22 protein-coding genes are annotated in these 23,388 nt (G+C 70.9%); 15 read left to right on the top strand and 7 right to left on the bottom strand.

The annotated features are described in order from the left end of the window. The gene (locus QZ749_RS09300; RefSeq protein ID WP_296945744.1) at positions 1-705 is read right to left on the bottom strand and encodes a TIGR02594 family protein; all 705 of its coding nucleotides are present in this window, start codon (positions 703-705) and stop codon (positions 1-3) included. A 111-nt stretch (positions 706-816) separates the two neighbouring features. Beyond that, entirely contained in the window at positions 817-2,199 is a 1,383-nt protein-coding gene (locus tag QZ749_RS09295; protein WP_296945923.1) for a YihY family inner membrane protein, read from the bottom strand. A gap of 135 nt (positions 2,200-2,334) precedes the next feature. On the opposite strand from QZ749_RS09295, the gene wrbA reads away from it, so the two are divergent. The 11 genes from wrbA (at position 2,335) to QZ749_RS09240 (ending at position 15,421) form a co-directional block, all read left to right on the top strand. After that, positions 2,335-2,958, top strand: coding sequence for an NAD(P)H:quinone oxidoreductase (gene wrbA / locus QZ749_RS09290; RefSeq protein ID WP_296945742.1), 624 nt, complete (start codon positions 2,335-2,337; stop codon positions 2,956-2,958). Positions 2,959-2,961: 3 nt separating this feature from the next. Continuing rightward, complete coding sequence (locus QZ749_RS09285; protein WP_296945741.1) at positions 2,962-3,360, top strand: DUF2069 domain-containing protein; 399 nt, start codon at positions 2,962-2,964, stop codon at positions 3,358-3,360. Then, positions 3,353-4,759 (top strand): FAD-binding oxidoreductase, encoded by a 1,407-nt coding sequence (locus QZ749_RS09280; protein WP_296945739.1) that lies wholly within the window; start codon positions 3,353-3,355, stop codon positions 4,757-4,759. Before QZ749_RS09285 ends, QZ749_RS09280 begins: the two co-directional genes overlap by 8 nt. Positions 4,760-4,773: 14 nt before the next feature. After that, positions 4,774-5,253 (top strand): DUF4124 domain-containing protein, encoded by a 480-nt coding sequence (locus tag QZ749_RS09275; RefSeq protein WP_296945737.1) that lies wholly within the window; start codon positions 4,774-4,776, stop codon positions 5,251-5,253. Further along, positions 5,241-7,802 (top strand): FtsX-like permease family protein, encoded by a 2,562-nt coding sequence (locus QZ749_RS09270; protein WP_296945735.1) that lies wholly within the window; start codon positions 5,241-5,243, stop codon positions 7,800-7,802. The genes QZ749_RS09275 and QZ749_RS09270 overlap by 13 nt, the downstream gene beginning before the upstream one ends. Then, positions 7,802-8,896, top strand: a complete 1,095-nt coding sequence (locus tag QZ749_RS09265; protein WP_296945733.1) for a carotenoid 1,2-hydratase — start codon at positions 7,802-7,804, stop codon at positions 8,894-8,896. The genes QZ749_RS09270 and QZ749_RS09265 overlap by 1 nt, the downstream gene beginning before the upstream one ends. Before the next feature lie 22 nt (positions 8,897-8,918). After that, the gene (locus QZ749_RS09260; RefSeq protein ID WP_296945732.1) at positions 8,919-10,784 is read left to right on the top strand and encodes an ABC transporter transmembrane domain-containing protein; all 1,866 of its coding nucleotides are present in this window, start codon (positions 8,919-8,921) and stop codon (positions 10,782-10,784) included. Between the two features lie 120 nt (positions 10,785-10,904). Then, positions 10,905-12,920 (top strand): methyl-accepting chemotaxis protein, encoded by a 2,016-nt coding sequence (locus QZ749_RS09255; RefSeq protein WP_296945730.1) that lies wholly within the window; start codon positions 10,905-10,907, stop codon positions 12,918-12,920. A gap of 68 nt (positions 12,921-12,988) precedes the next feature. Continuing rightward, the gene (locus tag QZ749_RS09250; protein ID WP_296945728.1) at positions 12,989-14,071 is read left to right on the top strand and encodes a low specificity L-threonine aldolase; all 1,083 of its coding nucleotides are present in this window, start codon (positions 12,989-12,991) and stop codon (positions 14,069-14,071) included. Positions 14,072-14,106: 35 nt separating this feature from the next. Then, the gene (locus QZ749_RS09245) at positions 14,107-14,901 is read left to right on the top strand and encodes a thymidylate synthase (RefSeq protein WP_296945726.1); all 795 of its coding nucleotides are present in this window, start codon (positions 14,107-14,109) and stop codon (positions 14,899-14,901) included. 25 nt (positions 14,902-14,926) lie between these two features. Beyond that, complete coding sequence (locus tag QZ749_RS09240; protein WP_296945724.1) at positions 14,927-15,421, top strand: dihydrofolate reductase; 495 nt, start codon at positions 14,927-14,929, stop codon at positions 15,419-15,421. Here QZ749_RS09240 and QZ749_RS09235 read toward each other — a convergent pair. Beyond that, complete coding sequence (locus QZ749_RS09235; RefSeq protein ID WP_296945722.1) at positions 15,414-15,893, bottom strand: hypothetical protein; 480 nt, start codon at positions 15,891-15,893, stop codon at positions 15,414-15,416. The genes QZ749_RS09240 and QZ749_RS09235 overlap by 8 nt on opposite strands. A 293-nt stretch (positions 15,894-16,186) precedes the next feature. On the opposite strand from QZ749_RS09235, the gene QZ749_RS09230 reads away from it, so the two are divergent. From QZ749_RS09230 to QZ749_RS09220, 3 genes are all read left to right on the top strand, one after another. Continuing rightward, a complete protein-coding gene (locus QZ749_RS09230; protein WP_296945720.1) occupies positions 16,187-18,442 on the top strand; it encodes an arginine/lysine/ornithine decarboxylase in 2,256 nt (751 codons plus the stop codon). Between the two features lie 70 nt (positions 18,443-18,512). Continuing rightward, positions 18,513-18,890 (top strand): lysozyme inhibitor LprI family protein, encoded by a 378-nt coding sequence (locus QZ749_RS09225; RefSeq protein WP_296945718.1) that lies wholly within the window; start codon positions 18,513-18,515, stop codon positions 18,888-18,890. A gap of 118 nt (positions 18,891-19,008) precedes the next feature. Continuing rightward, positions 19,009-19,830 carry a small-conductance mechanosensitive ion channel gene (locus QZ749_RS09220; protein ID WP_296945716.1) on the top strand — a complete coding sequence of 274 codons (822 nt, stop codon included), beginning with the start codon at positions 19,009-19,011 and terminating at the stop codon, positions 19,828-19,830. Between the two features lie 223 nt (positions 19,831-20,053). Here QZ749_RS09220 and dcd read toward each other — a convergent pair whose 3' ends face one another. The 4 genes from dcd to QZ749_RS09200 all read right to left on the bottom strand — a co-directional run bounded on the left by dcd (position 20,054) and on the right by QZ749_RS09200 (position 22,564). After that, positions 20,054-20,620, bottom strand: a complete 567-nt coding sequence (dcd, locus tag QZ749_RS09215; RefSeq protein WP_296945714.1) for a dCTP deaminase — start codon at positions 20,618-20,620, stop codon at positions 20,054-20,056. Positions 20,621-20,694: 74 nt separating this feature from the next. Then, entirely contained in the window at positions 20,695-21,531 is an 837-nt protein-coding gene (locus QZ749_RS09210; RefSeq protein ID WP_296945712.1) for an alpha/beta fold hydrolase, read from the bottom strand. Between the two features lie 66 nt (positions 21,532-21,597). After that, positions 21,598-21,954 (bottom strand): hypothetical protein, encoded by a 357-nt coding sequence (locus QZ749_RS09205; RefSeq protein ID WP_296945710.1) that lies wholly within the window; start codon positions 21,952-21,954, stop codon positions 21,598-21,600. A gap of 40 nt (positions 21,955-21,994) precedes the next feature. Next, positions 21,995-22,564, bottom strand: a complete 570-nt coding sequence (locus tag QZ749_RS09200; protein ID WP_296945708.1) for a Spy/CpxP family protein refolding chaperone — start codon at positions 22,562-22,564, stop codon at positions 21,995-21,997. A gap of 135 nt (positions 22,565-22,699) precedes the next feature. Between QZ749_RS09200 and QZ749_RS09195 the strand changes: the two genes are divergently transcribed. Next, positions 22,700-23,386, top strand: a complete 687-nt coding sequence (locus QZ749_RS09195; RefSeq protein WP_296945706.1) for a response regulator transcription factor — start codon at positions 22,700-22,702, stop codon at positions 23,384-23,386. Positions 23,387-23,388: the final 2 nt, after the last annotated feature.

Below are 23,388 nucleotides of genomic sequence, written 5' to 3'. Positions count from 1 at the left end.
TCAGCTCATCTTCGTCTCCTCGACATTGCCCGCCGCCATCTGGATCGGTCCGGCCTGCTCCTGCAGCAACGCGGCCGTCCCCGGCCAGCGCGCGCCCAGCAGGCGCGCCTTCGGCATCCAGATGTAGCACACGCTGTCGCCCTGATTGCCGCCGATGATGCAGTAGGCCTCGCCGCTCTCGCCCGCGTAGAAGCCCACGTGGCCCAGCGCGGACGCGCGCGCGCCGCGCCAGAACACCATGACGGCGCCCTCGCGTGGCGTCACCGCCGTGCCGAACGCCGTCCACGACCGGGCCAGCAGCAGGCCGGCGGGCAGCACTTCGGCCGGGAGCGTGGCGCCGATGCAGTGGCCGACGAACAGTCCGCACCAGGGCACCTCGTCGCCGGCATAGGCGATGTCGAGCTCGTCGGCCCACCGCAGGATGTCGGGATTGTCGCGCGCGCCCAGGATCTCGCGCGTGTACAGCAGGCGCCGCGCCTCCGCCAGCCACGGCAGCGGCGTGCGCACCGCGCCGTCCGCCGGCAGCACCCGCTGCAGGGCGGCCCACGTCCGCGGTCCGACGATGCCGTCCGCCGCGAGTCCCTCGCGGCGCTGGAATGCCGTCACCGCGGCAATGGTCCGGCGGCCCCAGATGCCGTCCACCGGACCCGGATCGCACCCCGCCGCCCGCAGCGCTTCCTGGATGTGCCTGACTTGGATGTCCATCGCAACCTCCCCCGTCGAATGAAGAACGATGCGGGGCCGGCGGCGGGCGCGGACGCGCCCCCCCGTCGTGCGGGCCCCGTCCAGCGTGGGACCGCGCGCCGCGGCGGGGGTTCAGCGGGCCGGAGCGGGCTGCGGGGGCGGCGCGGACGGCGGGCCGCCGAAATGGTCGGACAGCGTCTGGTCCAGGCCGCCCTCCACCACCGCCTCGACCCGGCGCGCGAGCGCCGCCGTATCGAGCCTGAGCGGCGAGTCCGGCGCCGGTTCGCCGGCCGGGCCGGCCGAGAAATCGGGCTCGCCCGCGCCACCGAAGGCGAACACGCGGTAGACGTCGGCCACCCGCACCAGGCCGGGGTCGACCAGCAGCACCCAGTTGTCGCTGCCGGCGCGCACGGTGCGCATCGCCTGCATGCGCCAGCGGCCCCGCGCCGGGGCCTCGGCCTGGACCCGGCCGACCCAGCCGGCCGCCACCATCTGCTGCAGCAGCTCGGTCATCTCGTCGTAGCCGATGCGCGTATGCAGGCGGATGCGCGCCGAGGACACCAGCCCGGTGCCCGTCATGCGCGCGCTGCCGTGCAACACCTTGAGGATCGCCATGGCGTCGACGAAGGCCCCGCCCGGCACCGGCTCGTACCACCAGCGCTCGTACTTGACGATGGGCAGCGCGGCCGTCAGCAGCGCGCCGACCAGGGTGATCATCCACGACAGGTAGAGCCACAGCAGGAACAGCGGCAGCGCCGCCAGCGCGCCGTAGATGATGGCGTAGGTCGGGAACTGGCGGATGAAAATGGCGAACACGCGCTTGGCGACCTCGAACGCCAGCGCCGCCAGCAGGCCGCCCCAGGCGGCGTCGCGCCAGTCGACGGTGCGGTTGGGCACGGTCATGTAGAGCAGCGCGTAGGCCGCCGTGATCAGCGCCACCGACACCGCCGTATAGAACAGCGCGCCCAGCACCGGCAAGCCGTCGGTCAGGCCATTGGTGGCGGTGAACAGCTGCGACGTGATCGTCAGCGAGATACCGATGGCCAGCGGCCCGAGCGTGACCAGCGCCCAGTACACCAGCACGCGCTGCACCAGCGGCCGCGGCTGGCGCACGCGCCAGATCTGGTTGAAGGCGCGCTCGATGGTGCCGATCAGCGCGGCCGAGGTGAACAGCAGCGCGACGCCGCCAACGGCCGACAGGCCGGTCGCCTTGCTGGCGAACTGGGTGAGGTTGCCCATGATCGTGTTGGCGATCGCCTTGGGCATCAGCATCTGCACGAACCAGTTGTCGAGCGCCAGGCGCAGCCGGCCGAACATCGGGAAGGTGGTGAAGATCGCCAGCACGATGGTGAGCAGCGGCACGATCGCCAGCGTGGTGGTGAAGGTCAGGCTGGCCGCCACCTGGGGCAGCCTCTCCTCGGTGAGGCGGCGGCGCGCGAAACGCACCAGGTCGCGCACCTCGGCCCGGGTCAGCGCGCGCGGGCGGTCGGGGAGCGCGTCGGGCGCGACGGCCAGGGCGGGCGGCAGGTTGTCGACGGAATTCACGGGCATCGGCAGGGCACGGGGCGAGGCGGACGGTCGGGACGCACGGCCCCAAAAAGCGTGCCGCGCGCTTCGTGTCATTGTATAAAGCGCCCTATAATACCAACGATGAACCCAACCAATCGGATTATCCTCGTTTTGTATTACTCGCGGCATGGCAAGACGCGCCGCCTGGCCGAGCTCATCGCCCAGGGCGTCGACGGCGTGCCCGGCATGGAGGCGCGGCTGCGCACGGTGCCGGCGGTGTCCACGGTGACCGAGGCGACCGAACCGGACATCCCGCGCAGCGGCGCGCCCTACGTCGAACCCGAGGACCTGGCGGCCTGCGCGGGCCTGGCCCTCGGTTCGCCGACGCGGTTCGGCAACATGGCGGCGGCGATGAAGTATTTCCTCGACGGCACGTCGAGCCAATGGCTGTCGGGCACGCTGGCCGGCAAGCCGGCCGCCGTGTTCACGTCGACGGGGAGCCTGCACGGCGGCCAGGAATCGACGCTGCTGTCGATGATGATCCCGCTGCTGCACCACGGCATGATGGTGATGGGCCTGCCCTACACCGAGCCGGAGCTGATGACCACCGCCAGCGGCGGCAGTCCCTACGGCGCGACCCACTGGTCCGGCGTGGACGGCAACCGCCCGGTGACGGAAGACGAAAAGCGGCTCGCCGTCGCGCTCGGCCGGCGCCTGGCCCTGGCCGGCCGCGCACTGGACGGCAAACTGGATGGGATGGATTAGGCAATGCAATTGCACAGGTTGTTCCACACGGGCGCGGTGACCAGCCTGGTCATCCTGTGCGCCTGGCTGCTGGCCTGGGAAATCGTGGTGGCGCCGCTGCACCCGGGCGGCTCGCTGCTGGCCCTGAAGGCGCTGCCGCTGCTGCTGCCGCTGCGCGGCGTCCTCAAGCGCGACTTGTACACGCTGCAATGGTCGTCGATGGTGATCCTCGTGTACTTCATCGAAGGCGTCGTGCGCGCCTGGAGCGACCGCAGCGAGCTGTCGCGCATCATGGCGCTGGGCGAAACCCTGCTGGTGTGCGCGTATTTCGCCTTCGCCCTGCTGTACCTGCGCCCGTACAAGAAAAAGGCGCAGCAGCTCGCCAAGGAATTGCTCGACAAGGTCAAAGTGCCGCATGACTGACCGCTTCCTCGACGAACTGCGCGCGATCGCCGGCGCCGCCCACGTGCTGACGGGCGCCGACGCCGCGCCGTTCCTGGCCGACTGGCGCGGCCGCTTCACCGGCAGCGCCCGCGCCGTCGTGCTGCCCGCCGACACCGCCGGCGTGGCGGCCGTCGTGCGCGCCTGCGCCGCGCACCGCGTGCCGCTGGTGCCCCAGGGCGGGCGTACCGGCCTGGTGCTGGGCAGCGTGCCGGACGCCTCCGGCAACGCCATCGTGCTGTCGCTGCGGCGCCTGGACCGCGTGCGCGCCGTCGACGTCGCCAACCGCACGCTGACGGTGGACGCCGGCTGCATCCTGCACGCCGTCCAGCAGGCCGCGCTGGACGCGGGCATGCTGTTCCCGCTGTCGCTGGCGGCCGAAGGCAGCTGCACCATCGGCGGCAACCTGTCGACCAATGCCGGCGGCACCGCCGTGCTGCGCTACGGGAATACCCGCGACCTGTGCCTGGGCCTGGAAGTCGTCACCGCCCAGGGCGAGGTCTGGGACGGCTTGCGCGGCCTGCGCAAGGACAATACCGGCTACGACCTGCGCGACCTGTACATCGGCGCCGAGGGCACGCTGGGCGTGATCACGGGCGCCGTCCTGAAGCTGTTCCCATTGCCGAAGGCGGCGCTGACGGCGCTGGTGGCGCTGGACGCGCCCGCCGCCGCGCTCGACCTGCTGGCGCTGATGGATGCCGAATGCGGCCCCACGCTGACCGGCTACGAACTGATGAGCGACGTCTGCCTGCAGCTGGTGGCCGCGCACTACCCGGCGCTGCCGCGCCCGTTCCGCGAACGCCATCCGCAGTACGCGCTGCTGGAACTGTCCAGCCACGAATCCGAGCGGCACGGCGTCGCGCTGCTGGAAGCGGCGATCGGCAAGGCGCTCGAGGCCGGCATCGCGCGCGATGCCGTCGTGGCCACCTCGATCGCCCAGTCGCGCGGCCTGTGGGCGCTGCGCGAGCACATCCCGCTGGCCCAGGCCAGGGCCGGCAAGAACATCAAGCACGACATCTCGCTGCCGGTCTCGCGCATGGCCGAGTTCATCGCCGGCACCGACGCCGCGCTGGACGCCGCCTACCCGGGCGTGCAAGTGGTGTGCTTCGGCCACTTGGGCGACGGCAACCTGCACTACAACGTCGCCCCGCCGCCGGGGGTGGCGCACGACGACTTCCTGGCGCAGCAGGAACCGGTCAACCGCATCGTGCACGACCGCGTGGCCGCCTGCGGCGGCTCGATCTCGGCCGAGCACGGCATCGGCGCCCTCAAGCGCGACGAACTGCCGCGCTACAAGGCCCCGGTCGAGCTGGCGCTGATGCGTGCGCTCAAGGCCGCCCTCGACCCGCTCGGCATCATGAATCCTGGCAAAATTCTTTGACCGGGAGACGATGCATGATCCGTAGCCATTTCCTCGCTTTCTTCACCGCGATGACCGTCGCGACGCTGGCCAGCGCGCCCGCCGGCGCCGCGCCCGTCTACAAATGCACCCACGGCGGCAAGGTCAGCTATGGCGACCGCCCGTGCGCGCACGGCCCGTCCATGGCACTGCCGCCGCCCGCCGCCGGCGTGGATCCGGAAGGCAAGAACACCGTGCCGGGCAACGATGCGCGCACGCTGCTGGAGATCGAAAAGCTGCGCATCGCCAGGGAACAGACAGCACAGCGGGCAGCGCAGCGCCAGGAGCGCCAGGAGCGCGCACGCCAGCGCGCCGACCGCGCCGCGGGCGCACGCCACAAGCAGTGCGAGCGCCTGAAGCTGCGCCAGCGCTGGGCCGCCGAGGACGCCGCCAGGGCGCGCGGCGCCAAGCGCGAGGCCGCCCAGCTGAAGGCCCGGCGCCAGGCCGAGGCGCTGGCCGTGGAATGCCCGGCTTGAACGCGCGCGCGGCCCGTCCACTCTGGCGCTGGCTGCTGCTGGGCGAGTGGCGCGCGCACCCGATGCGCGCGCTGCTGGCCGTCGTCGCCATCGCCGTGGGCGTGGCGATGGGCTTCGCCATCCACCTGATCAACGCCGCCGCGTTCAACGAGTTTTCCAGCGCCGTGCAGAGCCTGGCAGGCCAGGCCGACGTGCAGGTGCTCGGCCGCGAGCCCCAGTTCGACGAAGGCATCTATCCGCGCCTGACCGCGCACGCCGGCGTCGCCGTCGCCTCGCCCGTGCTGGAAGTCGATGCCGCCGTGCCGGCCGCCCGGGGCACGCTCAAGGTCATCGGCCTGGACGCCCTGCGCGCCGGCTTCATCGCGCCCGACCTGCTGGGGGTGCCGGCCGCCGACCGGCCGTTCGACGTGCTGGCCGACGACGCCGTGTTCCTGTCGCCGGCGGCCCGGGCCTGGCTGGGCGTGCGCGACGACGGCGGCACGCTGGTGCTGCGCGCCGGCACGGCCGACGTGCCGCTGCGCGTGGCCGGTTCCATCGTGCGCGCGCGCGCCGGGCAGCGCCTCGCGGTGATGGACATCGGCGCCCTGCAGTGGCGCCTGGGCCAGCTGGGCAAGCTGTCGCGCGTGGATCTGCGCCTGCGCGACGGCGTCGACCGCGCCGGGTTCGAACGCCGGCTGGCGGCCGAGCTGGAACGCGACTTTCCCGGCCGCTTCACGGTGGCGCGCCCGAACGACGCCGACCAGGAAAGCCGCAACGCCAACCTGAGCCGCGCCTACCGCGTCAACCTCACCGTGCTCGCCCTCGTGGCCCTGTTCACCGGCGCCTTCCTCGTGTTTTCCACCCAGGCCCTGTCCGTGCTGCGCCGGCGCAGCCAGTTCGCGCTGCTGCGCACCCTCGGACTGGAACGGCGCGCGCTGCTGCGCCAGGTGCTGCTCGAAGGCGCCAGCCTGGGCGTGCTCGGCGCCCTGCTCGGCATCCTGGGCGGCTACCTGCTGGCCGCCGGCGCGCTGGCGCTGTTCGGCGGCGACCTGGGCGCCGGCTACTTCGCCGGCGTGCGCCCGCAGGTGCGCTTCGCGCCGCTGGCGGCCGCCGTGTTCTTCGCGCTGGGCCTGGGCGTCGCGCTGCTCGGCTGCCTGGCCCCGGCGCTGGAAGCGGCGCGCGCCCGTCCCGCGATCGCGCTCAAGTCCGGCAACGACGAGGCCGCGCTGGCGCGCCTGGCGCGCGTCTGGCCTTCGCTGCTGTGCCTGGGCCTGGCCGGCGCCTGCGCGTTCGCCCCGCCGGTGCTGGGCCTGCCGCTGTTCGGCTACGTCGCCGTGGCGCTGCTGCTGGTCGGCGGCATCGGCCTGATGCCGCGCCTGGCCGCGGCCAGCTTCGGCGCGCTGCAGCGCCTGGCGCGCGGGCGCCTCGCACATGCCCCCGTGCCGGCCCTGACGCTGGCGCGCCTGGCCAACGCGCCCGGCCAGGCGGCGGTCGCGCTGGGCGGCGTGCTCGCCAGCTTCAGCCTGATGGTGGCGATGGGCATCATGGTCGCCAGCTTCCGCGCCTCGGTCGACGACTGGATGCTGCACATCCTGCCCGCCGACCTGTACGTGAGGAGCGGCGGCGGCACCGGCGCGCTGGGTCCGCGCGAGCAGGCGGCGCTGGCCGCGCTGCCCGGCGTGAAGGACGTACAGTTCCTGCGCACGCGGGCGCTGTCGCTGGACGCCGCCCGGCCCGCGGTGACGCTGGTCGCGCGCGACATCGACCCGCGCGACCCGGGCCGCCTGCTGGCCCTGGTCGGCCCCAGCGCGCCGGTGCCGGCCGGCGCGCGCCCGGCCTGGATCTCGGAAGCGCTGGCCGACCTGTACGGGCTGCGCCCCGGCCAGGCGCTGGCGCTGCCGCTGGGCGGGCGCAGCCGCGACTTCGTCGTCGCCGGCACCTGGCGCGACTACGCCAGCCAGTCCGGCGCCGTGATCGTGCTGCGCAGCGACTACCGCGCCCTGACCGGCGACGCCGACGTCACCGACGCCGCGCTGTACGCCGCCCCCGGCGCCGACGTCGAGCGGCTGGAGGCCGGCGTGCGCGCCCTGCCCTTCGGCGCGGCACTCACGCTGGCGCGGCCCGGCGACATCCGCGCCGTCAGCCTGCGCATCTTCGACCGCAGCTTCGCCGTGACCTACCTGCTGGAGGCGATCGCGATCGTCATCGGCCTGTCCGGCGTGGCCGCCACGTTCTCGGCCCAGACGCTGGCGCGCGCGAAAGAGTTCGGCATGCTGCGCCACGTGGGCGTCACGCGCGGCCAGGTGCTGGGCATCCTCGCCGTCGAGGGCGGCGCGCTGACGCTGCTGGGCGTGCTGACCGGCTTCGCGCTGGGCCTGGCCATCAGCCTGGTCCTGGTCTACGTCGTCAATCCGCAGTCCTTCCACTGGACCATGCAGCTGCACCTGCCCTGGCCGCTGCTGGGCGCCGTGGCCGGCGTGCTGGTGGCGGCCTCGGTGGCGACGGCGCTGGTGTCGGGCCGCTACGCGCTGTCCGGCGGGCCGGTGCGCGCCGTGCGGGAGGACTGGTGATGCCGGCCGCGCGCCTGGCCTGGCGGCTGCTGCTGGCCGCCTTCCTGCTGCTGGCCGGCGCCGCCGCCGCCGCGCCGCCCGCCTACGCCCCGGTGCTGCCGGGGCGCGCGCTGTCCTTCCCGGCCGACTTCGGCGCGCATCCGGACTTTCGCACCGAGTGGTGGTACGTGACCGGCTGGCTGCAGGGGCCGGGCGGCAAGCCGCTGGGCTTCCAGGTGACGTTCTTCCGCAGCCGCGGCAGCCACGATCCGGCCAATCCCAGCGCGTTCGCGCCCACCCAGCTGATCATCGGCCACGCGGCGCTGTCCGACCCGGCCCTGGGCCGCCTGGTGCACGACCAGCGCAGCGCGCGCGCCGGCTTCGGGCTGGCCTACGCCAACGCCGGCGACACCGACGTCAAGCTGGACGACTGGCGCATGCGCCGCGGCGCCGACGGCCGCTACCGCGTGGAGGTGCGCTCGGGCGCGCTGTCGTACACGCTGGTGCTGGCGCCCACGCAGGCGCCGATGCTGCAGGGCGAGCGCGGGTATTCGCGCAAGGGCCGCGGCGCCGGCCACGCCAGCTATTACTACAGCGAGCCGCAGCTCGGGGTGGAGGGCGAAGTCGCCTATGCCGGCAGCGGCGGCAAGCCGCTGAAGGTGACCGGCACGGCCTGGCTCGACCACGAGTGGTCCAGCCAGGTGCTCGACCCGGACGCCGCCGGCTGGGACTGGACCGGCATCAACCTGGACGACGGCGGCGCCCTGATGGCCTTCCGGATCCGCGACAAGGCAGGTGCTACACTATGGGCCCACGCGGCGCTGCGCGACGCTGCCGGGCGCGTCACGCAGTACGGCGCGGACGCGGTGCGCTTCGAGCCCGGCGCGCGCTGGACCTCGCCGCGCACCGGCGCCACCTATCCCGTCGGCGCCACCCTGGTGCTGGGCGCCACGCGCTGGCGCCTGGACGCGCTGCAGCCGGACCAGGAACTCGACTCGCGCCGCTCGACCGGCGCCGTGTACTGGGAAGGGGCGGTCACGCTGGCGCGCGACGGCCGCACGGTGGGACGCGGCTACCTCGAGCTCACCGGCTACGTGGCGGCCATGAAGCTGTAACGAGACAAGAAAAGACATCGACATGAACGACGGCAGTACCCCGACCCCGAACACCACCGCTCCCCGCGCCGCCGACGCGGCCGCCGCGCCCGCCGCGCCCGCCAAGGGCACGCTCGCCGCCCTGCGCGGCCTGCTGCCCTTCCTGCGCCCCTACCGGCGCCAGTTCGTGCTGGCCGGGATCGCGCTGCTGGTCGCCGCCGGCGCCACGCTGGCGATTCCCTACGCCTTCAAGCAGATGATCGACCACGGCTTCGGCGCCGCCGCCGGCAACGCCAGTCCGCACAACGTCAACGCCACCTTCCTGGCGCTGTTCGGCGTGGCCACCGTGCTCGGCGTGGCCACGGCCGCGCGCTTCTACATGGTGTCGTGGCTGGGCGAGCGCGTCACCGCCGACATCCGCAGCGCCGTATACGGCCACGTGGTGGGCCAGAGCCCGGAATTCTTCGAGACCACGCGCACCGGCGAAGTGCTGTCGCGCCTGACCACCGACACCACGCTGATCCAGACCGTGGTCGGCACCAGCATCTCGCTGGCGCTGCGCAACACCCTGCTGTTCGCCGGCGGCCTGGCGATGCTGTTCGTGACCAGCGCCAGGCTGACCTCGATCATCCTGGGCCTGCTGGTGCTGACCGTCGTGCCGATCGTGCTGTACGGCCGGCGCGTGCGCAAGCTCTCGCGCGACTCGCAGGACCGCATCGCCGACGCCTCGGCGCTGGCCGGCGAGATCCTCAACGCCATGCCGACCGTGCAGGCCTTCACCCACGAGCGCATCGAGGCGCGCCGCTTCGGCGCCTCGGTCGAGGGCGCGTTCGCCACCGCCATGCGCCGCATCCGCGCCCGCTCGGTGCTGACCATGCTGGCCATCGTGCTGGTGTTCGGCGCCATCGTGTTCGTGCTGTGGCTCGGCGCGCACGCGGTGCTGGAGGGATCGATGACCGGCGGCGACCTCGGGCAGTTCATCCTGTACGCCTCGATCGTCTCGGGCGCCATCGGCGCGCTGTCCGAGGTGATGGGCGAGGCCCAGCGCGCGGCCGGCGCCGCCGAGCGCCTGCTCGAGCTGCTGGCCGTGCGCTCCAGCATCCAGGACCCGGCCCGGGCGCGCGCCCTGCCCGCGCGCGCCGCCGGCGGCGCCGCGCTCCAGCTGGCCGGCGTCGACTTCTCCTACCCGTCGCGGCCCGAGTCGGCCGCGCTGGCGCAACTCGACCTGGACGTGCGGCCGGGCGAGACGGTCGCCATCGTCGGCCCGTCCGGCGCCGGCAAGACCACGCTGTTCCAGTTGCTGCTGCGCTTCTACGACCCGCAGGCGGGCGCGATCCGCCTGGACGGCGTCGACATCCGCGACCTCCCCCTGCACACGCTGCGCGGCGCCATCGGCATCGTCCCGCAGGACACCGTCATCTTCTCGGCCGACGCGCTGGAAAACATCCGCTACGGCCGCGCCGACGCCACCGACGCGGAAGTGATCGCGGCGGCGAAGCTGGCCGCGGCCCACGAATTCATCGAGCGCCTGCCGGAAGGCTACCGCTCCTTCCTGGGCGAGCGCGGGGTGCGCCTGTCGGGCGGCCAGCGCCAGCGCATCGCCATCGCGCGCGCGCTGCTGAAGAACCCGCCGCTGCTGCTGCTGGACGAAGCCACCAGCGCCCTCGACGCCGAATCGGAGCGCCTGGTGCAGGCCGCGCTGGAAGCGGCGATGGTCGGGCGCACCACCCTGATCATCGCGCACCGGCTGGCCACCGTGCAGCGCGCCGACCGCATCATCGTGATGGAGGACGGCCGCATCGTCGAGACCGGCACCCATGCGTCGCTGGTCGCGCTGGGCGGCATCTACGCCAACCTGGCGGCGCTGCAGTTCCACAACGTGCAGGTGACGGCGGCCGCGCAGGCATAGCCGCCGTGCAGGTTCGAATAACTTTCTGTTGCGCGGAAACATCGCAAGCCGGTAGGAAGTTTTGTTTCTTCGTGGATACATAACGTAACATGCGGGTTTGTGACCTTCTTGCACACTCCCATGAACAGAAAATCGTTCAGTTTCGACAACTGGACCGTCGGCTCCAAGATCACGGCGTTCACCTTCGGCCTGCTCAGCGTCATCCTCGCCGCCCTCGTCCTCACCATCAGCTGGACGACGTCCACGATGCTGCACGCGCGCGCCGTGGCGAATATGCAGAACGAACTGCGCAGCGTGGTCAACGCCGTCGCGCTGTTCAACCAGGCGATGACGAGCCAGGCGACCAGCTTCGGCCGCATCTTCGCCACCAACTTCGACGGCGCGTTCACGCTCGACGAGACGACCATGGTGACGGTCGGCGACAAGACCGTGCCCACGCTGAAGGACGGCGAGCACGCGCTGAACCTCGACTTCACGCTGCCCGACCGCTTCACGCGCCAGACGCGCGGCAACGCCACCATCTTCGTGGCCAGCGGCGAGGACTTCGTGCGCATCAGCACCTCGGTCAAGAAGGAAAACGGCGAGCGCGCCGTGGGCACGGCGCTGGACCGCGCCAGCCCGGCCTACGCCGCCATCCGCGCCGGCAAGCCCTACGTCGGCCTGACCCGCCTGTTCGGCAAGCAGTTCGTCACCGACTACGAACCGATCCGCGACCGCGCCGGCCGCGTGATCGGCATCCTGTACATCGGCCTGGACGTGGAAGCCGACATCGCCATGCTGAAGGACCGCATCAAGACGATGAAGGTCGGCCAGACCGGCTACTACTACGTGCTGAACGCCGCGCCCGGCAAGAACTACGGCGACCTGCTGGTGCATCCCACCAAGGAAGGCCAGAACATCCTGGCCAGCCGCGACGCCGACGGCCGCGCATTCATCCAGGAGATCCTGGAGACGAAGAACGGCCTGATCACCTACCCGTGGCAGAACGCCGAGTCGGGCGAGGCGGCCGCGCGCACCAAGGTCACCGCCTACACCCTGTTCAAGGACTGGAACTGGGTCATCGCCGGCGGCACCTACGAGGACGAGATCACCCAGGAGGCCGCGCGCCTGCGCGACCGCTACATCATGATCGGCCTGGCGGCGCTGGGACTGTTCGCGGCGATCCTGCACACCGTCATGAAACGCACCGTCACGCTCCCGCTGAAGCAGGCGCGCGACACCGCCCAGCGCATCGCCCAGGGCGACCTGACCGCCGCCATGCACGTGGCGCGGCGCGACGAGATCGGCCTGCTGGCCGACGCCATGAACGAGATCAGCCACGGCCTGTCGGCGGTGGTGGGCCAGGTGCGGCGCGGCGCCGAGCAGATCGCCAGCGCGTCCGGCGAGATCTCGAGCGGCAACCTCGACCTGTGCTCGCGCACCGAGCAGCAGGCCGCCAACCTGGCCTCGACGGCGAACGCGATGCAGGACCTGACCGAGACCGTGCGCCGCAACGCCGGCGACGCCCAGCAGGCCAACCAGCTGGCCCTGAACACCTCGCTGGTGGCGCAGGAAGGCGGCCGCATGGTGCGCCAGGTGATCGACACCATGGACACGATCAAGGCCTCGTCCGGCAAGATCAACGACATCATCGGCGTGATCGACGGCATCGCCTTCCAGACCAATATCCTGGCGCTGAACGCGGCCGTCGAGGCGGCGCGCGCCGGCGAGCAGGGCCGCGGCTTCGCGGTGGTCGCCACCGAGGTGCGCAGCCTGGCCCAGCGCAGCGCCGCGGCGGCGCGGGAAATCAAGACGCTGATCCAGGCGTCCAGCGCCGAGGTCGACGCCGGCAGCCGCCTGGTGCAGGAAGCGGGCAGCACGATGAACGACGTCCTGTCCAGCACCGAGCAGGTCACCGCCATCATGGCGCGCATCAGCGCGGCCAGCACCGACCAGAGCGCCGGCATCGAGCACATCAACCGCTCGGTCGGCGAGATGGACGAGGTCACGCAGCAGAACGCCGCCCTCGTCGAGGAAGCCAGCGCCGCCGCCCAGGCGATGCAGGAACAGGCCGACCAGCTGGCGCGCGCCGTGCGCCTGTTCAAGCTGGACGAGGCATCCGGGGCCGGCGCGCGCGCGGCCCTGGCGCGCTACTGAGTCCCCCGCCGCGGCGGCGTTCGGTGTAGAGTAGCGGCGGCCAAGCCGGCCGCCGCTACGGAGCCACCTTGAACGACACCGACCTGCTCGCCCGCTGCACCGCCATCCTCCCGGGCCACCGCGCCCTGTCCCCCGCCGAGACCTTCGCCGCCATGGCCGCCTGGTGCGACGCCAACGGCGTCGCCCACGACGTCTACGGCGAAGGCGCCCTCGTGCAGGACTTCGAGCGCAAGGTCGCCGCCGTCCTCGGCTTCGAGGCGGCCGCCTTCTGCATCAGCGGCACCATGGCCCAGGTGACGGCGCTGCGCCTGGCCAGCATGGAGCGCGGACGCGCGCCGGTGGCCCTGCACCCGACCTCGCACATCTTCGTGCACGAAGGCTCGAACCACCAGTTGCTGGACCATTTCGACGCGCTGTGGATCGGCGAGCGCCACCGTCCGTGGAGCGCCGCCGACATCGCCGCCGTGCCCGACCGCCTGGCCGCCGTCGGCCTGGAAATCCCGATGCGCGAGATCGGCGGCCAGCTGACGCCATGGGACGACCTGCAGGCGATCAAGGCGCACTGCCGCGCGCGCGGCATCCACCTGCACATGGACGGCGCCCGGCTGTGGGAAGCCGCGGCCGGCTACGGCCGCCCGGTGGCCGAGATCGCCGCCGGCTTCGATTCGGTCTACGTGTCGCTGTACAAGGGCATCGGCGGCCTGGGCGGCGCGATGCTGCTGGGCAGCGCGCAATTCGTCGCGCAGGCGGCGCGCTGGTTCGCGCGCCAGGGCGGCCGGCTGGTGCACCAGTCCCCCTACGTGGCGGCGGCCGCGATGCAGTTCGACGCGCGCCTGGCCGCCATGCCCGACTACTTCCGCCGCACGCAATTCCTGTACGGCGTGCTGGCCGACCACCCGGCACTGAAGGTCAACCCCGCGCGTGCGCAGGCGAACATGCTGCACGTGCACCTGCCGGTGGGGCGCGAACGCGCGCTCGAGATCCGGCGCGAGATCGCGCGCGAGCACGGCACCTGGATCTTCTACCGCATCAACCACGGCGTGCTGCCGGATACCTCCTACTTCGAGGTGTACGTGGGCGACAACCTGCTCGACATGCCGGACGGCCGCGTGCGCGAGGCCGTGGCCGCCCTGGCCCGGGCGATCGGTTAAAATGCGCTTTTGTCACCGTCATTAGCAAGTACCCGATGCGCCAATACCTCGACCTGATGCGCCACGTGCTCGAGCACGGCGCCGTCAAGACCGACCGCACCGGCACCGGCACGCGTTCCGTGTTCGGCTACCAGATGCGCTTCGACCTGCAGCAGGGCTTTCCGCTGGTCACCACCAAGAAGGTCCACCTGAAGTCGATCATCCACGAACTGATCTGGTTCCTGGCCGGCTCCACCAACATCGCCTACCTGAAAGAGCACGGCGTCTCGATCTGGGACGAGTGGGCCGACGCCAACGGCGACCTGGGCCCGATCTACGGCTACCAGTGGCGCAACTGGCCGGCGCCGTCCGGCGCGCACATCGACCAGATCGCCCAGGTGCTGGACCAGATCAGGCACACCCCGGATTCGCGCCGGATGATCGTCTCCGCCTGGAACGTGGCCGACATCCCGCAGATGAAGCTGCCGCCCTGCCACGCCTTCTTCCAGTTCTACGTGGCCGACGGCAAGCTGTCCTGCCAGCTCTACCAGCGCAGCGCCGACATCTTCCTGGGCGTCCCGTTCAACATCGCCTCCTACGCGCTGCTGACCCACATGATGGCGCAGCAGGCGAACCTGGAAGTGGGCGACTTCGTCTGGACCGGCGGCGACTGCCACCTGTACGCGAACCACCTGGAGCAGGTGCAACTGCAGCTGTCGCGCGAGGAGCGCCCGCTGCCGTCGCTGGTCATCAAGCGCAGGCCCGACTCGCTGTTCGACTACCAGTTCGAGGACTTCGAGGTCGTCGGCTACGATCCGCATCCGGCCATCAAGGCGCCGGTGGCGGTCTGATGCAAGCCCTTTCCGGAGACTCCCGATGACCCAGCACCTGACCCTCGTCGTCGCCATGGACGCCCAGCGCGGCATCGGCATCGACAACAAGCTGCCCTGGCACCTGCCCGAGGACCTGGCGCACTTCAAGCGCGTCACCCTCGGCCGCCCGATCATCATGGGGCGCAAGACCTTCGATTCGATCGGCCGCGCGCTGCCGGGCCGGCGCAACATCGTCGTCACGCGCAACCCCGACTGGCGCCACGACGGCGTCGAGGTGGCCGCGTCGCTGGAAGACGCGGTGGCGCTGGCGCGGGCCGATGGCGGCGGCGCCAGCATCATCGGCGGCGCCCAGATCTTCGCGCAGGCGCTCGACCTGGCCGACCGCATGGTGATCACGCACATCGACAAGACCTACGCCTGCGACACCTTCTTCCCGGAGATCGACACGGCGCGCTGGACGGCCGTGGCCAGCGCGCCGCAGCGCTCGCAGGCGGAGGACGTGGCGTTCTCGTTCGTGACCTACGACCGGGTCAAGTGACCCTGGCCGCCGCGCGGCGCTCGCGGAACTGGCGCTGCAGCCCCTCGTGGCGGTGGCTGAAGAATCGCGAGATGAACCAGGCCCCGATGCGCGTGGCGAAGCGCGGCGTGAATTCCAGCGTGTCGACCACGCGGGTGCCGTCGGCCGCCGGCACGATGGCGCGCTCGTGGCGCCAGGCCTTCATCGACAGCAGCGGCGACTGCTCGACGAAGCGCCGGCCCGGCTCGATCTCGACGAAGGTCAGGCGCGACAGGTCCACCGGAACGACGCCGAACAGCAGGAACTTGCAGTTGCCCAGGGGCTTGCCGAGGCTGCCCGGATCCTGCGGCACCTCGCGCATGCCCTCGGGGAAATCGAGCTTGAGGACCGGCGCCATTTCCGCGTCGACGCCCCGTACCGACGTGCTCCAGCGCCACAGTTCGCCGGGCGTGCGGGGCAGCTTGCTTTCGAATGTGACGCGTACCGTACTCATGGTGGACTCCTCGCTCGGACCGTGCGCCGCAACCGCGCACCCTGGCAGGGTAACGCCGGGGCCGCCATCGGCTCCGTTATGCCGCTAACATAAACCGGCACCCGGTCCGCTGTCATGGCGGTTAAACAAGAGTGCGCCACAATATCGGGCATCTGGCTAACCTGACAAAAAATTCTGCACGGGATCAGGCAAATTCTGCGAAAATCCGCTTCTCTTTTTTCCCCGGTGCCGTGCCCGGCCTTCGCCCATGACCTGGACGGCGGCGTGCACGGCGCTTCGCTTTGGAGCTGTCCATGAAATTTCGTTTCCCCATCGTCATCATCGACGAGGATTTCCGTTCCGAGAACACGTCCGGCCTCGGCATCCGCGCGCTTGCCGCCGCGATGGAAAAAGAAGGCATGGAAGTGCTGGGCCTGACCAGCTACGGCGACCTCGCGCAGTTCGCCCAGCAGCAGTCGCGCGCCTCGGCCTTCGTGCTGTCGATCGACGATGAGGAATTCGGCGGCGGCACCCACGAGGAAGCGGAGATCGCGCTGGCCAGCCTGCGCGCCTTCGTGCAGGAGATCCGCCACAAGAACTCGGACATCCCGATCTACATCTACGGCGAGACCCGCACCAGCCGCCACATCCCGAACGACATCCTGAAGGAGCTGCACGGCTTCATCCACATGTTCGAGGACACGCCGGAGTTCGTGGCGCGCCACATCATCCGCGAAGCCAAGGCCTACCTCGATTCGCTGGCGCCGCCGTTCTTCCGCGCGCTGGTCAACTACGCCAACGACGGCTCCTACTCGTGGCACTGCCCGGGCCACTCGGGCGGCGTCGCCTTCCTGAAGAGCCCGATCGGCCAGATGTTCCACCAGTTCTTCGGCGAGAACATGCTGCGCGCCGACGTCTGCAACGCGGTCGAGGAACTCGGCCAGCTGCTCGACCACACCGGCCCGGTGGCGAAGTCGGAGCGCAACGCCGCGCGCATCTACAACGCCGACCACTGCTACTTCGTCACCAACGGCACCTCGACGTCGAACAAGATGGTCTGGCACTCGACCGTGGCGCCGGGCGACATCGTCGTGGTCGACCGCAACTGCCACAAGTCGATCCTGCACTCGATCATCATGTGCGGCGCGATCCCCGTGTTCCTGATGCCGACCCGGAACAACCTGGGCATCATCGGCCCGATCCCGCTGGAAGAGTTCTCGCCCGAGTCGATCCGCAGGAAGATCGAGGCGAACCCGTTCGCGCGCGACGCCAAGAACAAGAAGCCGCGCATCCTGACCATCACCCAGTCGACCTACGACGGCGTGGTGTACAACGTCGAGACGCTGCGCGAGCTGCTCGACGGCGAGATCGACACGCTGCACTTCGACGAAGCCTGGCTGCCGCACGCGACCTTCCACGACTTCTACAAGAACATGCACGCAATCGGCCGCGACCGCCCGCGCGCCAAGCAGTCGATGATCTTCTCGACCCAGTCCACGCACAAGCTGCTGGCCGGCCTGTCGCAGGCCTCGCAGGTGCTGGTGCGCGAATCCGAGACCGTGCAGCTCGACCAGGACGCCTTCAACGAAGCCTACCTGATGCACACGTCGACGTCGCCGCAGTACTCGATCATCGCCTCGTGCGACGTCGCCGCCGCGATGATGGAAGCGCCGGGCGGCACCGCGCTTGTCGAGGAATCGATCTACGAGGCGCTGGACTTCCGCCGCGCCATGCAGAAGGTGGACGCCGAGTACGGCGACGACTGGTGGTTCAAGGTCTGGGGTCCGCAGGACTTCAGCGCCGAGGGCATCGGCACCCAGGCCGACTGGATGATCCACGCCGAGGACGACTGGCACGGCTTCGGCAGGCTGGCCGACGGCTTCAACATGCTGGACCCGATCAAGGCCACCATCGTCACGCCGGGCCTGTCGCTGGACGGCTCGTTCGGCGCCTCCGGCATCCCGGCCTCGATCGTGACCAAGTACCTGGCCGAGCACGGCGTGATCATCGAGAAGTGCGGCCTGTACTCGTTCTTCATCATGTTCACGATCGGCATCACCAAGGGCCGCTGGAACACGCTGGTCACCGCGCTGCAGCAGTTCAAGGACGACTACGACCGCAACCAGCCGATGTGGCGCATCATGCCGGAATTCACCGCGGCCAACCCGCGCTACGAATCCTGGGGCCTGCGCGACCTGTGCCAGCAGATCCACGACTTCTACAAGTCGCGCGACGTGGCGCGCCTGACCACCGAGATGTACCTGTCGGACATGGTCCCGGCGATGAAGCCGTCGGACGCCTTCGCCAAGATGGCGCACCGCGAGATCGAGCGCGTGGCGATCGAGGAACTGGAAGGGCGCATCACGGCGATCCTCCTGACCCCGTACCCGCCGGGCATCCCGCTCCTGATCCCAGGCGAGCGCTTCAACAAGACGATCGTCGACTACCTGCGCTTCGCGCGCGACTTCAACGAGCGCTTCCCGGGCTTCGAGACCGACGTGCACGGCCTGGTCAAGCGCGAGGTCGACGGCAAGCGCGGCTACTTCGTCGACTGCGTCAGGCAGGACTGAGCGGCGGCGCCGCCGCGCGAGCCCGGAGCGATCCGGGCTTTTTTTTCGAACCGAGAACGAGGAGTCCGCCATGCCATGCTTCCGTACCGCCGCCGTCGCCCTGCTGGCGTTGTCGCTCGACGCGTCCGCCGCCACCGACTGCGCCAATGCCAGCAACACGCGCGCCATCGAGGAATGCGCGGCGCGCGAACAGAAGGCCGTCGAGGCGAAGCTGAACACGGTCTACCAGGACGTCATGCGGCGCCTGGCCGGCAGGGACGATGCCGCAGTGCGGCGCAAGCTGCAGTCGGCCCAGCGCGCCTGGATCGCGTTCCGCAAGGCCGATTGCGATGCCGTCTATGAAAAATGGAGCGGCGGCACGATCCGCGGCACGATGTTCGTCGGCTGCATGCAGCGCCGGGCCGAGCAGCGCATCAAGGAGCTGGAAGACTTCGGCGCGGGCGGCTGAGCGGACGGCGTCCGTTTGACGGCGCGCAAGCATGACGCCCGCGCCACCGCCCGCCCCGAACCCGGCGCCCTCCCCCCGGTCGAACTGGCATTCGACAGGCTCGCACCCGGAGGACGCCATGGATCCGCAACTCACCGACTGGGGCCATTCGCTGATGGCCTCGCTGTCCGCAGCCATGTCCCTGCTGTTCGCGGCCGTGCCGCGCATACTGGGATTCCTAGTCATCGTCGGCATCGGCTGGCTGGTGGCGACCCTGCTCGAGCGCCTGCTGGTGGCCGTGCTGCGCGCCGTGCACTTCGACGGCTTCGCCGAGCGCGCCGGCATGGCGGGTCCCGGCGGCCTGCTGCGCGCCCTGCGGCGCGAGCCGTCGGCCCTGCTGGGCCTGATCGCCAAGTGGTTCGTGCGCCTGATCGTGCTGGTGGCCGCCTTCGACGCGCTGGGCGTGCCGGCCGTGTCCCAGGTATTGCAGCAGCTGCTGCTGTGGCTGCCCAACCTGGCGGTGGCGCTGGTCGTGCTGGTCCTGGGCGGCATCGCCGCCAATGCCCTGGGCGACCTGGTGCGCCGCGCCGCCGCGCGCAGCCGCATGGGCGCCATCGACGGGCTGGGCACGGCCGCCAGGTGGGTCGTCTGGGCCTTCGCCATCCTGGTGGCGATCAACCAGGTCGGCATCGCCAGCTCGCTGGTGACGATCCTGTTCATGGCGATCGTGGGCGCCGTGGCGCTGGCGCTGGGCCTGTCCTTCGGCCTCGGCGGGCGCGACACGGCCGGCATGATCGTGCGCCACTTCTACGAGCGCCAGCGCGGCGCCAGCCCGCCGGCCTACGGCGCGTCGCTGGGCACGCAGGAACGCACGGGCCGCGTCGGCTACACGGGTGTCGAGCAACGCCATGCGCCGGGGGACCGGCGCAGCAATCCGAACGGACGGCGCGCGGCCACCTGAGCCGGCGCGGCGAAGTCGGGCGTGACGCGTCACGAAAAAGAGCATCGGCCCGGTGCCGGGCGCGCGGGCGACACATTATCGCGCTGGCGCCGGCCGAGGCAGGGTCCCAGGGTCGCGGGGTCCCGTTGCCGGAAGCGCCCCGGGTTCCGGCCTGCGCCGGAACGGCGTTCGACATCGACGTCGAACATGATACGGCCTGGCGCACCAGGCCCGTAAAACCGTATCAGGTTTTCGGCAGCGTCACGCCGTGCTGGCCCTGGTACTTGCCGCCGCGGTCGCGGTACGAGGTCTCGCACACTTCGTCGCTCTCGAAGAACAGCACCTGCGCGCAGCCCTCGCCGGCGTAGATCTTGGCCGGCAGCGGCGTGGTGTTCGAGAACTCCAGCGTCACATAGCCTTCCCATTCCGGCTCGAACGGCGTCACGTTGACGATGATGCCGCAGCGCGCATAGGTCGACTTGCCCAGGCAGACGGTGAGCACGTTGCGCGGGATGCGGAAGTACTCGATGGTGCGGGCCAGCGCGAAGGAATTCGGCGGGATGATGCAGACGTCGCTCCTGACGTCGACGAAGGAATTCGAATCGAAGTTCTTCGGATCGACGATGGTGCTGTTGATGTTGGTGAACACCTTGAATTCGTCGGCGCAGCGGATGTCGTAGCCGTACGACGAGGTACCCCACGAGATGATCTTGCGGCCGTCGGACTCGCGTACCTGCTTGGGCGAGAACGGTTCGATCATGCCGTGCTGCTCCGCCATCCGGCGGATCCATTTGTCGCTCTTGATACTCATCGCTGGGGCTTCCGTTCCTGTTTTGCTGATTGCGGGATATGAATCCCGCAATTCTACGCGATTCGGGCGGCTTTTTATACGGCCAGCGCCCGGTCCCGCGGCGCGGCCGCCTGGGCGCCCTGGGCCAGCAGGCGCAGGATCATCTCGTGCGTGAGCCGGGCCGTCAGCTGCGGCGACTCCATCGGGTACAGGTGCGTGCCGGGAATGGTCACGAGGTTCTTGCCGACCAGCCTGCGCGTCGCCTCCAGGCCGGCCTGGCGCAGCTCCTGCGAATCGGTGCCGGCGACGAAGCCCACCGGCACCGGGAACGGCCGGCGCAGGATGGCATCCATGTCGTGCGGCAGCGTGCTGTAGATGGCCGCCTCGACGTCGCGGTCGAAGCGCAGCTGCACGCCGTCGGGATGGGGCTGCAGGCCATGGTCGAGATAGTCGTCGAGGGCGCCGGGCGCCCAGGCGCGGAAGATCGGCTTGGCGTAAAAGTGGTCGAACGCGGCCTGGCGCGACGGCCACACGTGGCGCCGCCGCAGCGCGACGCCGCCCGGCGACAGCCGGTAGCGCAGGCCCAGCGCCTTGGCGGCGCGCCAGACCAGCGCGCGCCAGCCGGCGACCACCGGCGAATCGAGCATCACCACGCAGCGCGCCAGGTCGGGCCGCTTGTACGCGGCCAGCATGCTGACGGCGCCGCCCAGCGAGTGGCCGACCAGGATGGCCGGCCGGCCATGCGCTTCCAGCAGCGCGATCAGCTCGTCGACCAGGCCGCGCCAGTTGTCGTCGACCGGCCAGCGCGCATCGTGGCCCAGCATGTCGGTGGTACGGACATCGTAATCGTCGCGCAGCAGGTCGAGCAGCCGGCCGTACGAGCCGGACGGATAGCTGTTCCCGTGCGTGAAATGCAGCAGTGGTTTGGTCATCGGGGGCGGACGCAGCAAAAACGACGACGCCCATTGTAATGCCGCCGTCACGTCCGCGAACCGCTATTAGAGGGAAACACCTACGGCCGGCGCGACCGTGGAGGCTTGGATGGCCGAACCCATCACTCCGCCGATCGACGGCGCCATGCCGGCGCGGATGCCGCCGCGCACGCTGCCCGACGGCGCCGGCGCGCTGGCGACGCCGGCGGCGCGGCGGTGGCTGCCCTCGCCCCCGCCCTCGCCCGGGCACGGGCCGGCCGTCGCCTCCGGGATGCCGGCGACCAGCCAGCGCGACGACGCGCATGGGTCACGGCCGGACGCCAGCAGGCACGGGACGCCGGACTGCAGGCCACGGTGGTGGTCATGGCCGCTGTCGCTGTCGTCACGGCCCTGTCCGGCGTCGTGGTCGCGGTGGAATCGCATGGGATGCTCCTGGTGCGCTGCGCTGCTGGCGACCACGGGACTACGGGCGTCGCGCTGCGGACTGGTCGCCGCGCGGACCACGTTCGCGGCGCTGGCGCAGCGCGGCGCGTTGCTCCGGCGTCAGCACGGCCAGCACCTGGGCTTCGGTGCGGGCGCGCAGCAGCGCCTCGGCGGCCACGGCCTGGCCGAGGTCGCGCGACAGCGCCGCCGCCCGCGCCTCGTCGAAGCGCTCGGCGCGGCCCAGTTCGCGCAAGCCGTCGGCGGCCTTGCGCACCGCCTTCTGCTGGTCGCGGCGCTGCGGCGCCTGGGCGTGCAGGATGGCGAACAGCTTGTCCTGCTGGGCTTCCGACAAGGCCAGTCCGTGCAGGTGGCCGAACGGCATGCCCGGGCCGGGTCCGTCCCATCCCGGTCCGCCGAAGGCGCCGGGGCCGCCATAGGGAGCGCCGTGGGGACCGCCGTCGGGGCCACCGTGGGGGTCGAAGCCTGCCGGAGGCGGCGCGGCGTCGGCAGGCGTGGCGCCGGGCGCGGCGTGCGCGGGAAGGCCTGCGGCAAGGGCCGCGGCGAACGATGCGGCCAGCAGCGCGGCCGCCAGGGGGCGAGCGAGAGTCATCGTGGTCATCCTTTCTGAATCGGAGAGCGCATTCTCGGGCGGCGCGATGTAAAGCGGTGTCGCGTCGGTGTAAATCGGCGTAAAGGCGGGCGCCGGGCCGTCCCCCGCGGCGCCCGCCTTTGCTAAGATGCGAGCATGAACCAAGTCCTGCTCATCGACGACGACGCCGAACTGGTCGGCATGTTTTCCGAATACATGGAACAGGAGGGCTTTCGGGTCTCCTGCGCCCACGACGGCGAGACCGGCGCGCGCGAGGCCCTCAGCGGCCAGTACGCGATCGCCGTGCTCGACGTGATGATGCCGCGCATGAACGGCATCGAGACGCTGCGCCGCATCCGCGCCGCCAGCCGCATGCCCATCCTCATGCTGACCGGCCGCGGCGACGACGCCGACCGCATCCTCGGCCTGGAACTGGGCGCCGACGACTACGTCACCAAGCCCTGCACGCCGCGCGAGCTGACGGCGCGCGTGCGCGCGATCCTGCGCCGCACCCAGGGCAGCGGCAACGACGGTCCCGGCATCACGCTCACGGTCGGCAAGCTGACCATGCTGCCGGAACAACGCCGCGCGACCTGGGACGGCCAGGCGCTGGAACTGACCAGCACCGAATTCAACCTGCTCGAGGTTCTGGCGCGCAACGCCGGCCGGCCGGTGAGCAAGAACGACCTGTCCGAACAGGGCCTGGGGCGCCCGCTGGCGCGCTTCGACCGCAACATCGACGTCCACCTGAGCAGCCTGCGCCACAAGCTCGGCACGCTGTCCGACGGCCGTTCCTGCCTGCAGACCGTGTACCGGCTCGGCTACCAGCTGATCCGCGAGTGACG

This window comes from uncultured Massilia sp., assembly GCF_913773735.1.
GTDB lineage: Bacteria > Pseudomonadota > Gammaproteobacteria > Burkholderiales > Burkholderiaceae_D > Telluria.
This window is presented reverse-complemented; position numbering and strand designations above follow the sequence as displayed.

What these genes read in the sequence shown, in the direction of transcription:
- QZ749_RS09300 (WP_296945744.1), bottom strand. Translation starts at nt 705, where the DNA reads ATGGACATCCAAGTCAGGCACATCCAGGAAGCGCTGCGGGCGGCGGGG.
- wrbA (WP_296945742.1), top strand. Translation starts at nt 2,335, where the DNA reads ATGAACCCAACCAATCGGATTATCCTCGTTTTGTATTACTCGCGGCAT.
- QZ749_RS09285 (WP_296945741.1), top strand. Translation starts at nt 2,962, where the DNA reads ATGCAATTGCACAGGTTGTTCCACACGGGCGCGGTGACCAGCCTGGTC.
- QZ749_RS09280 (WP_296945739.1), top strand. Translation starts at nt 3,353, where the DNA reads ATGACTGACCGCTTCCTCGACGAACTGCGCGCGATCGCCGGCGCCGCC.
- QZ749_RS09275 (WP_296945737.1), top strand. Translation starts at nt 4,774, where the DNA reads ATGATCCGTAGCCATTTCCTCGCTTTCTTCACCGCGATGACCGTCGCG.
- QZ749_RS09270 (WP_296945735.1), top strand. Translation starts at nt 5,241, where the DNA reads ATGCCCGGCTTGAACGCGCGCGCGGCCCGTCCACTCTGGCGCTGGCTG.
- QZ749_RS09265 (WP_296945733.1), top strand. Translation starts at nt 7,802, where the DNA reads ATGCCGGCCGCGCGCCTGGCCTGGCGGCTGCTGCTGGCCGCCTTCCTG.
- QZ749_RS09260 (WP_296945732.1), top strand. Translation starts at nt 8,919, where the DNA reads ATGAACGACGGCAGTACCCCGACCCCGAACACCACCGCTCCCCGCGCC.
- QZ749_RS09255 (WP_296945730.1), top strand. Translation starts at nt 10,905, where the DNA reads ATGAACAGAAAATCGTTCAGTTTCGACAACTGGACCGTCGGCTCCAAG.
- QZ749_RS09245 (WP_296945726.1), top strand. Translation starts at nt 14,107, where the DNA reads ATGCGCCAATACCTCGACCTGATGCGCCACGTGCTCGAGCACGGCGCC.
- QZ749_RS09240 (WP_296945724.1), top strand. Translation starts at nt 14,927, where the DNA reads ATGACCCAGCACCTGACCCTCGTCGTCGCCATGGACGCCCAGCGCGGC.
- QZ749_RS09235 (WP_296945722.1), bottom strand. Translation starts at nt 15,893, where the DNA reads ATGAGTACGGTACGCGTCACATTCGAAAGCAAGCTGCCCCGCACGCCC.
- QZ749_RS09230 (WP_296945720.1), top strand. Translation starts at nt 16,187, where the DNA reads ATGAAATTTCGTTTCCCCATCGTCATCATCGACGAGGATTTCCGTTCC.
- QZ749_RS09225 (WP_296945718.1), top strand. Translation starts at nt 18,513, where the DNA reads ATGCCATGCTTCCGTACCGCCGCCGTCGCCCTGCTGGCGTTGTCGCTC.
- QZ749_RS09220 (WP_296945716.1), top strand. Translation starts at nt 19,009, where the DNA reads ATGGATCCGCAACTCACCGACTGGGGCCATTCGCTGATGGCCTCGCTG.
- dcd (WP_296945714.1), bottom strand. Translation starts at nt 20,620, where the DNA reads ATGAGTATCAAGAGCGACAAATGGATCCGCCGGATGGCGGAGCAGCAC.
- QZ749_RS09210 (WP_296945712.1), bottom strand. Translation starts at nt 21,531, where the DNA reads ATGACCAAACCACTGCTGCATTTCACGCACGGGAACAGCTATCCGTCC.
- QZ749_RS09205 (WP_296945710.1), bottom strand. Translation starts at nt 21,954, where the DNA reads ATGCGATTCCACCGCGACCACGACGCCGGACAGGGCCGTGACGACAGC.
- QZ749_RS09200 (WP_296945708.1), bottom strand. Translation starts at nt 22,564, where the DNA reads ATGACTCTCGCTCGCCCCCTGGCGGCCGCGCTGCTGGCCGCATCGTTC.
- QZ749_RS09195 (WP_296945706.1), top strand. Translation starts at nt 22,700, where the DNA reads ATGAACCAAGTCCTGCTCATCGACGACGACGCCGAACTGGTCGGCATG.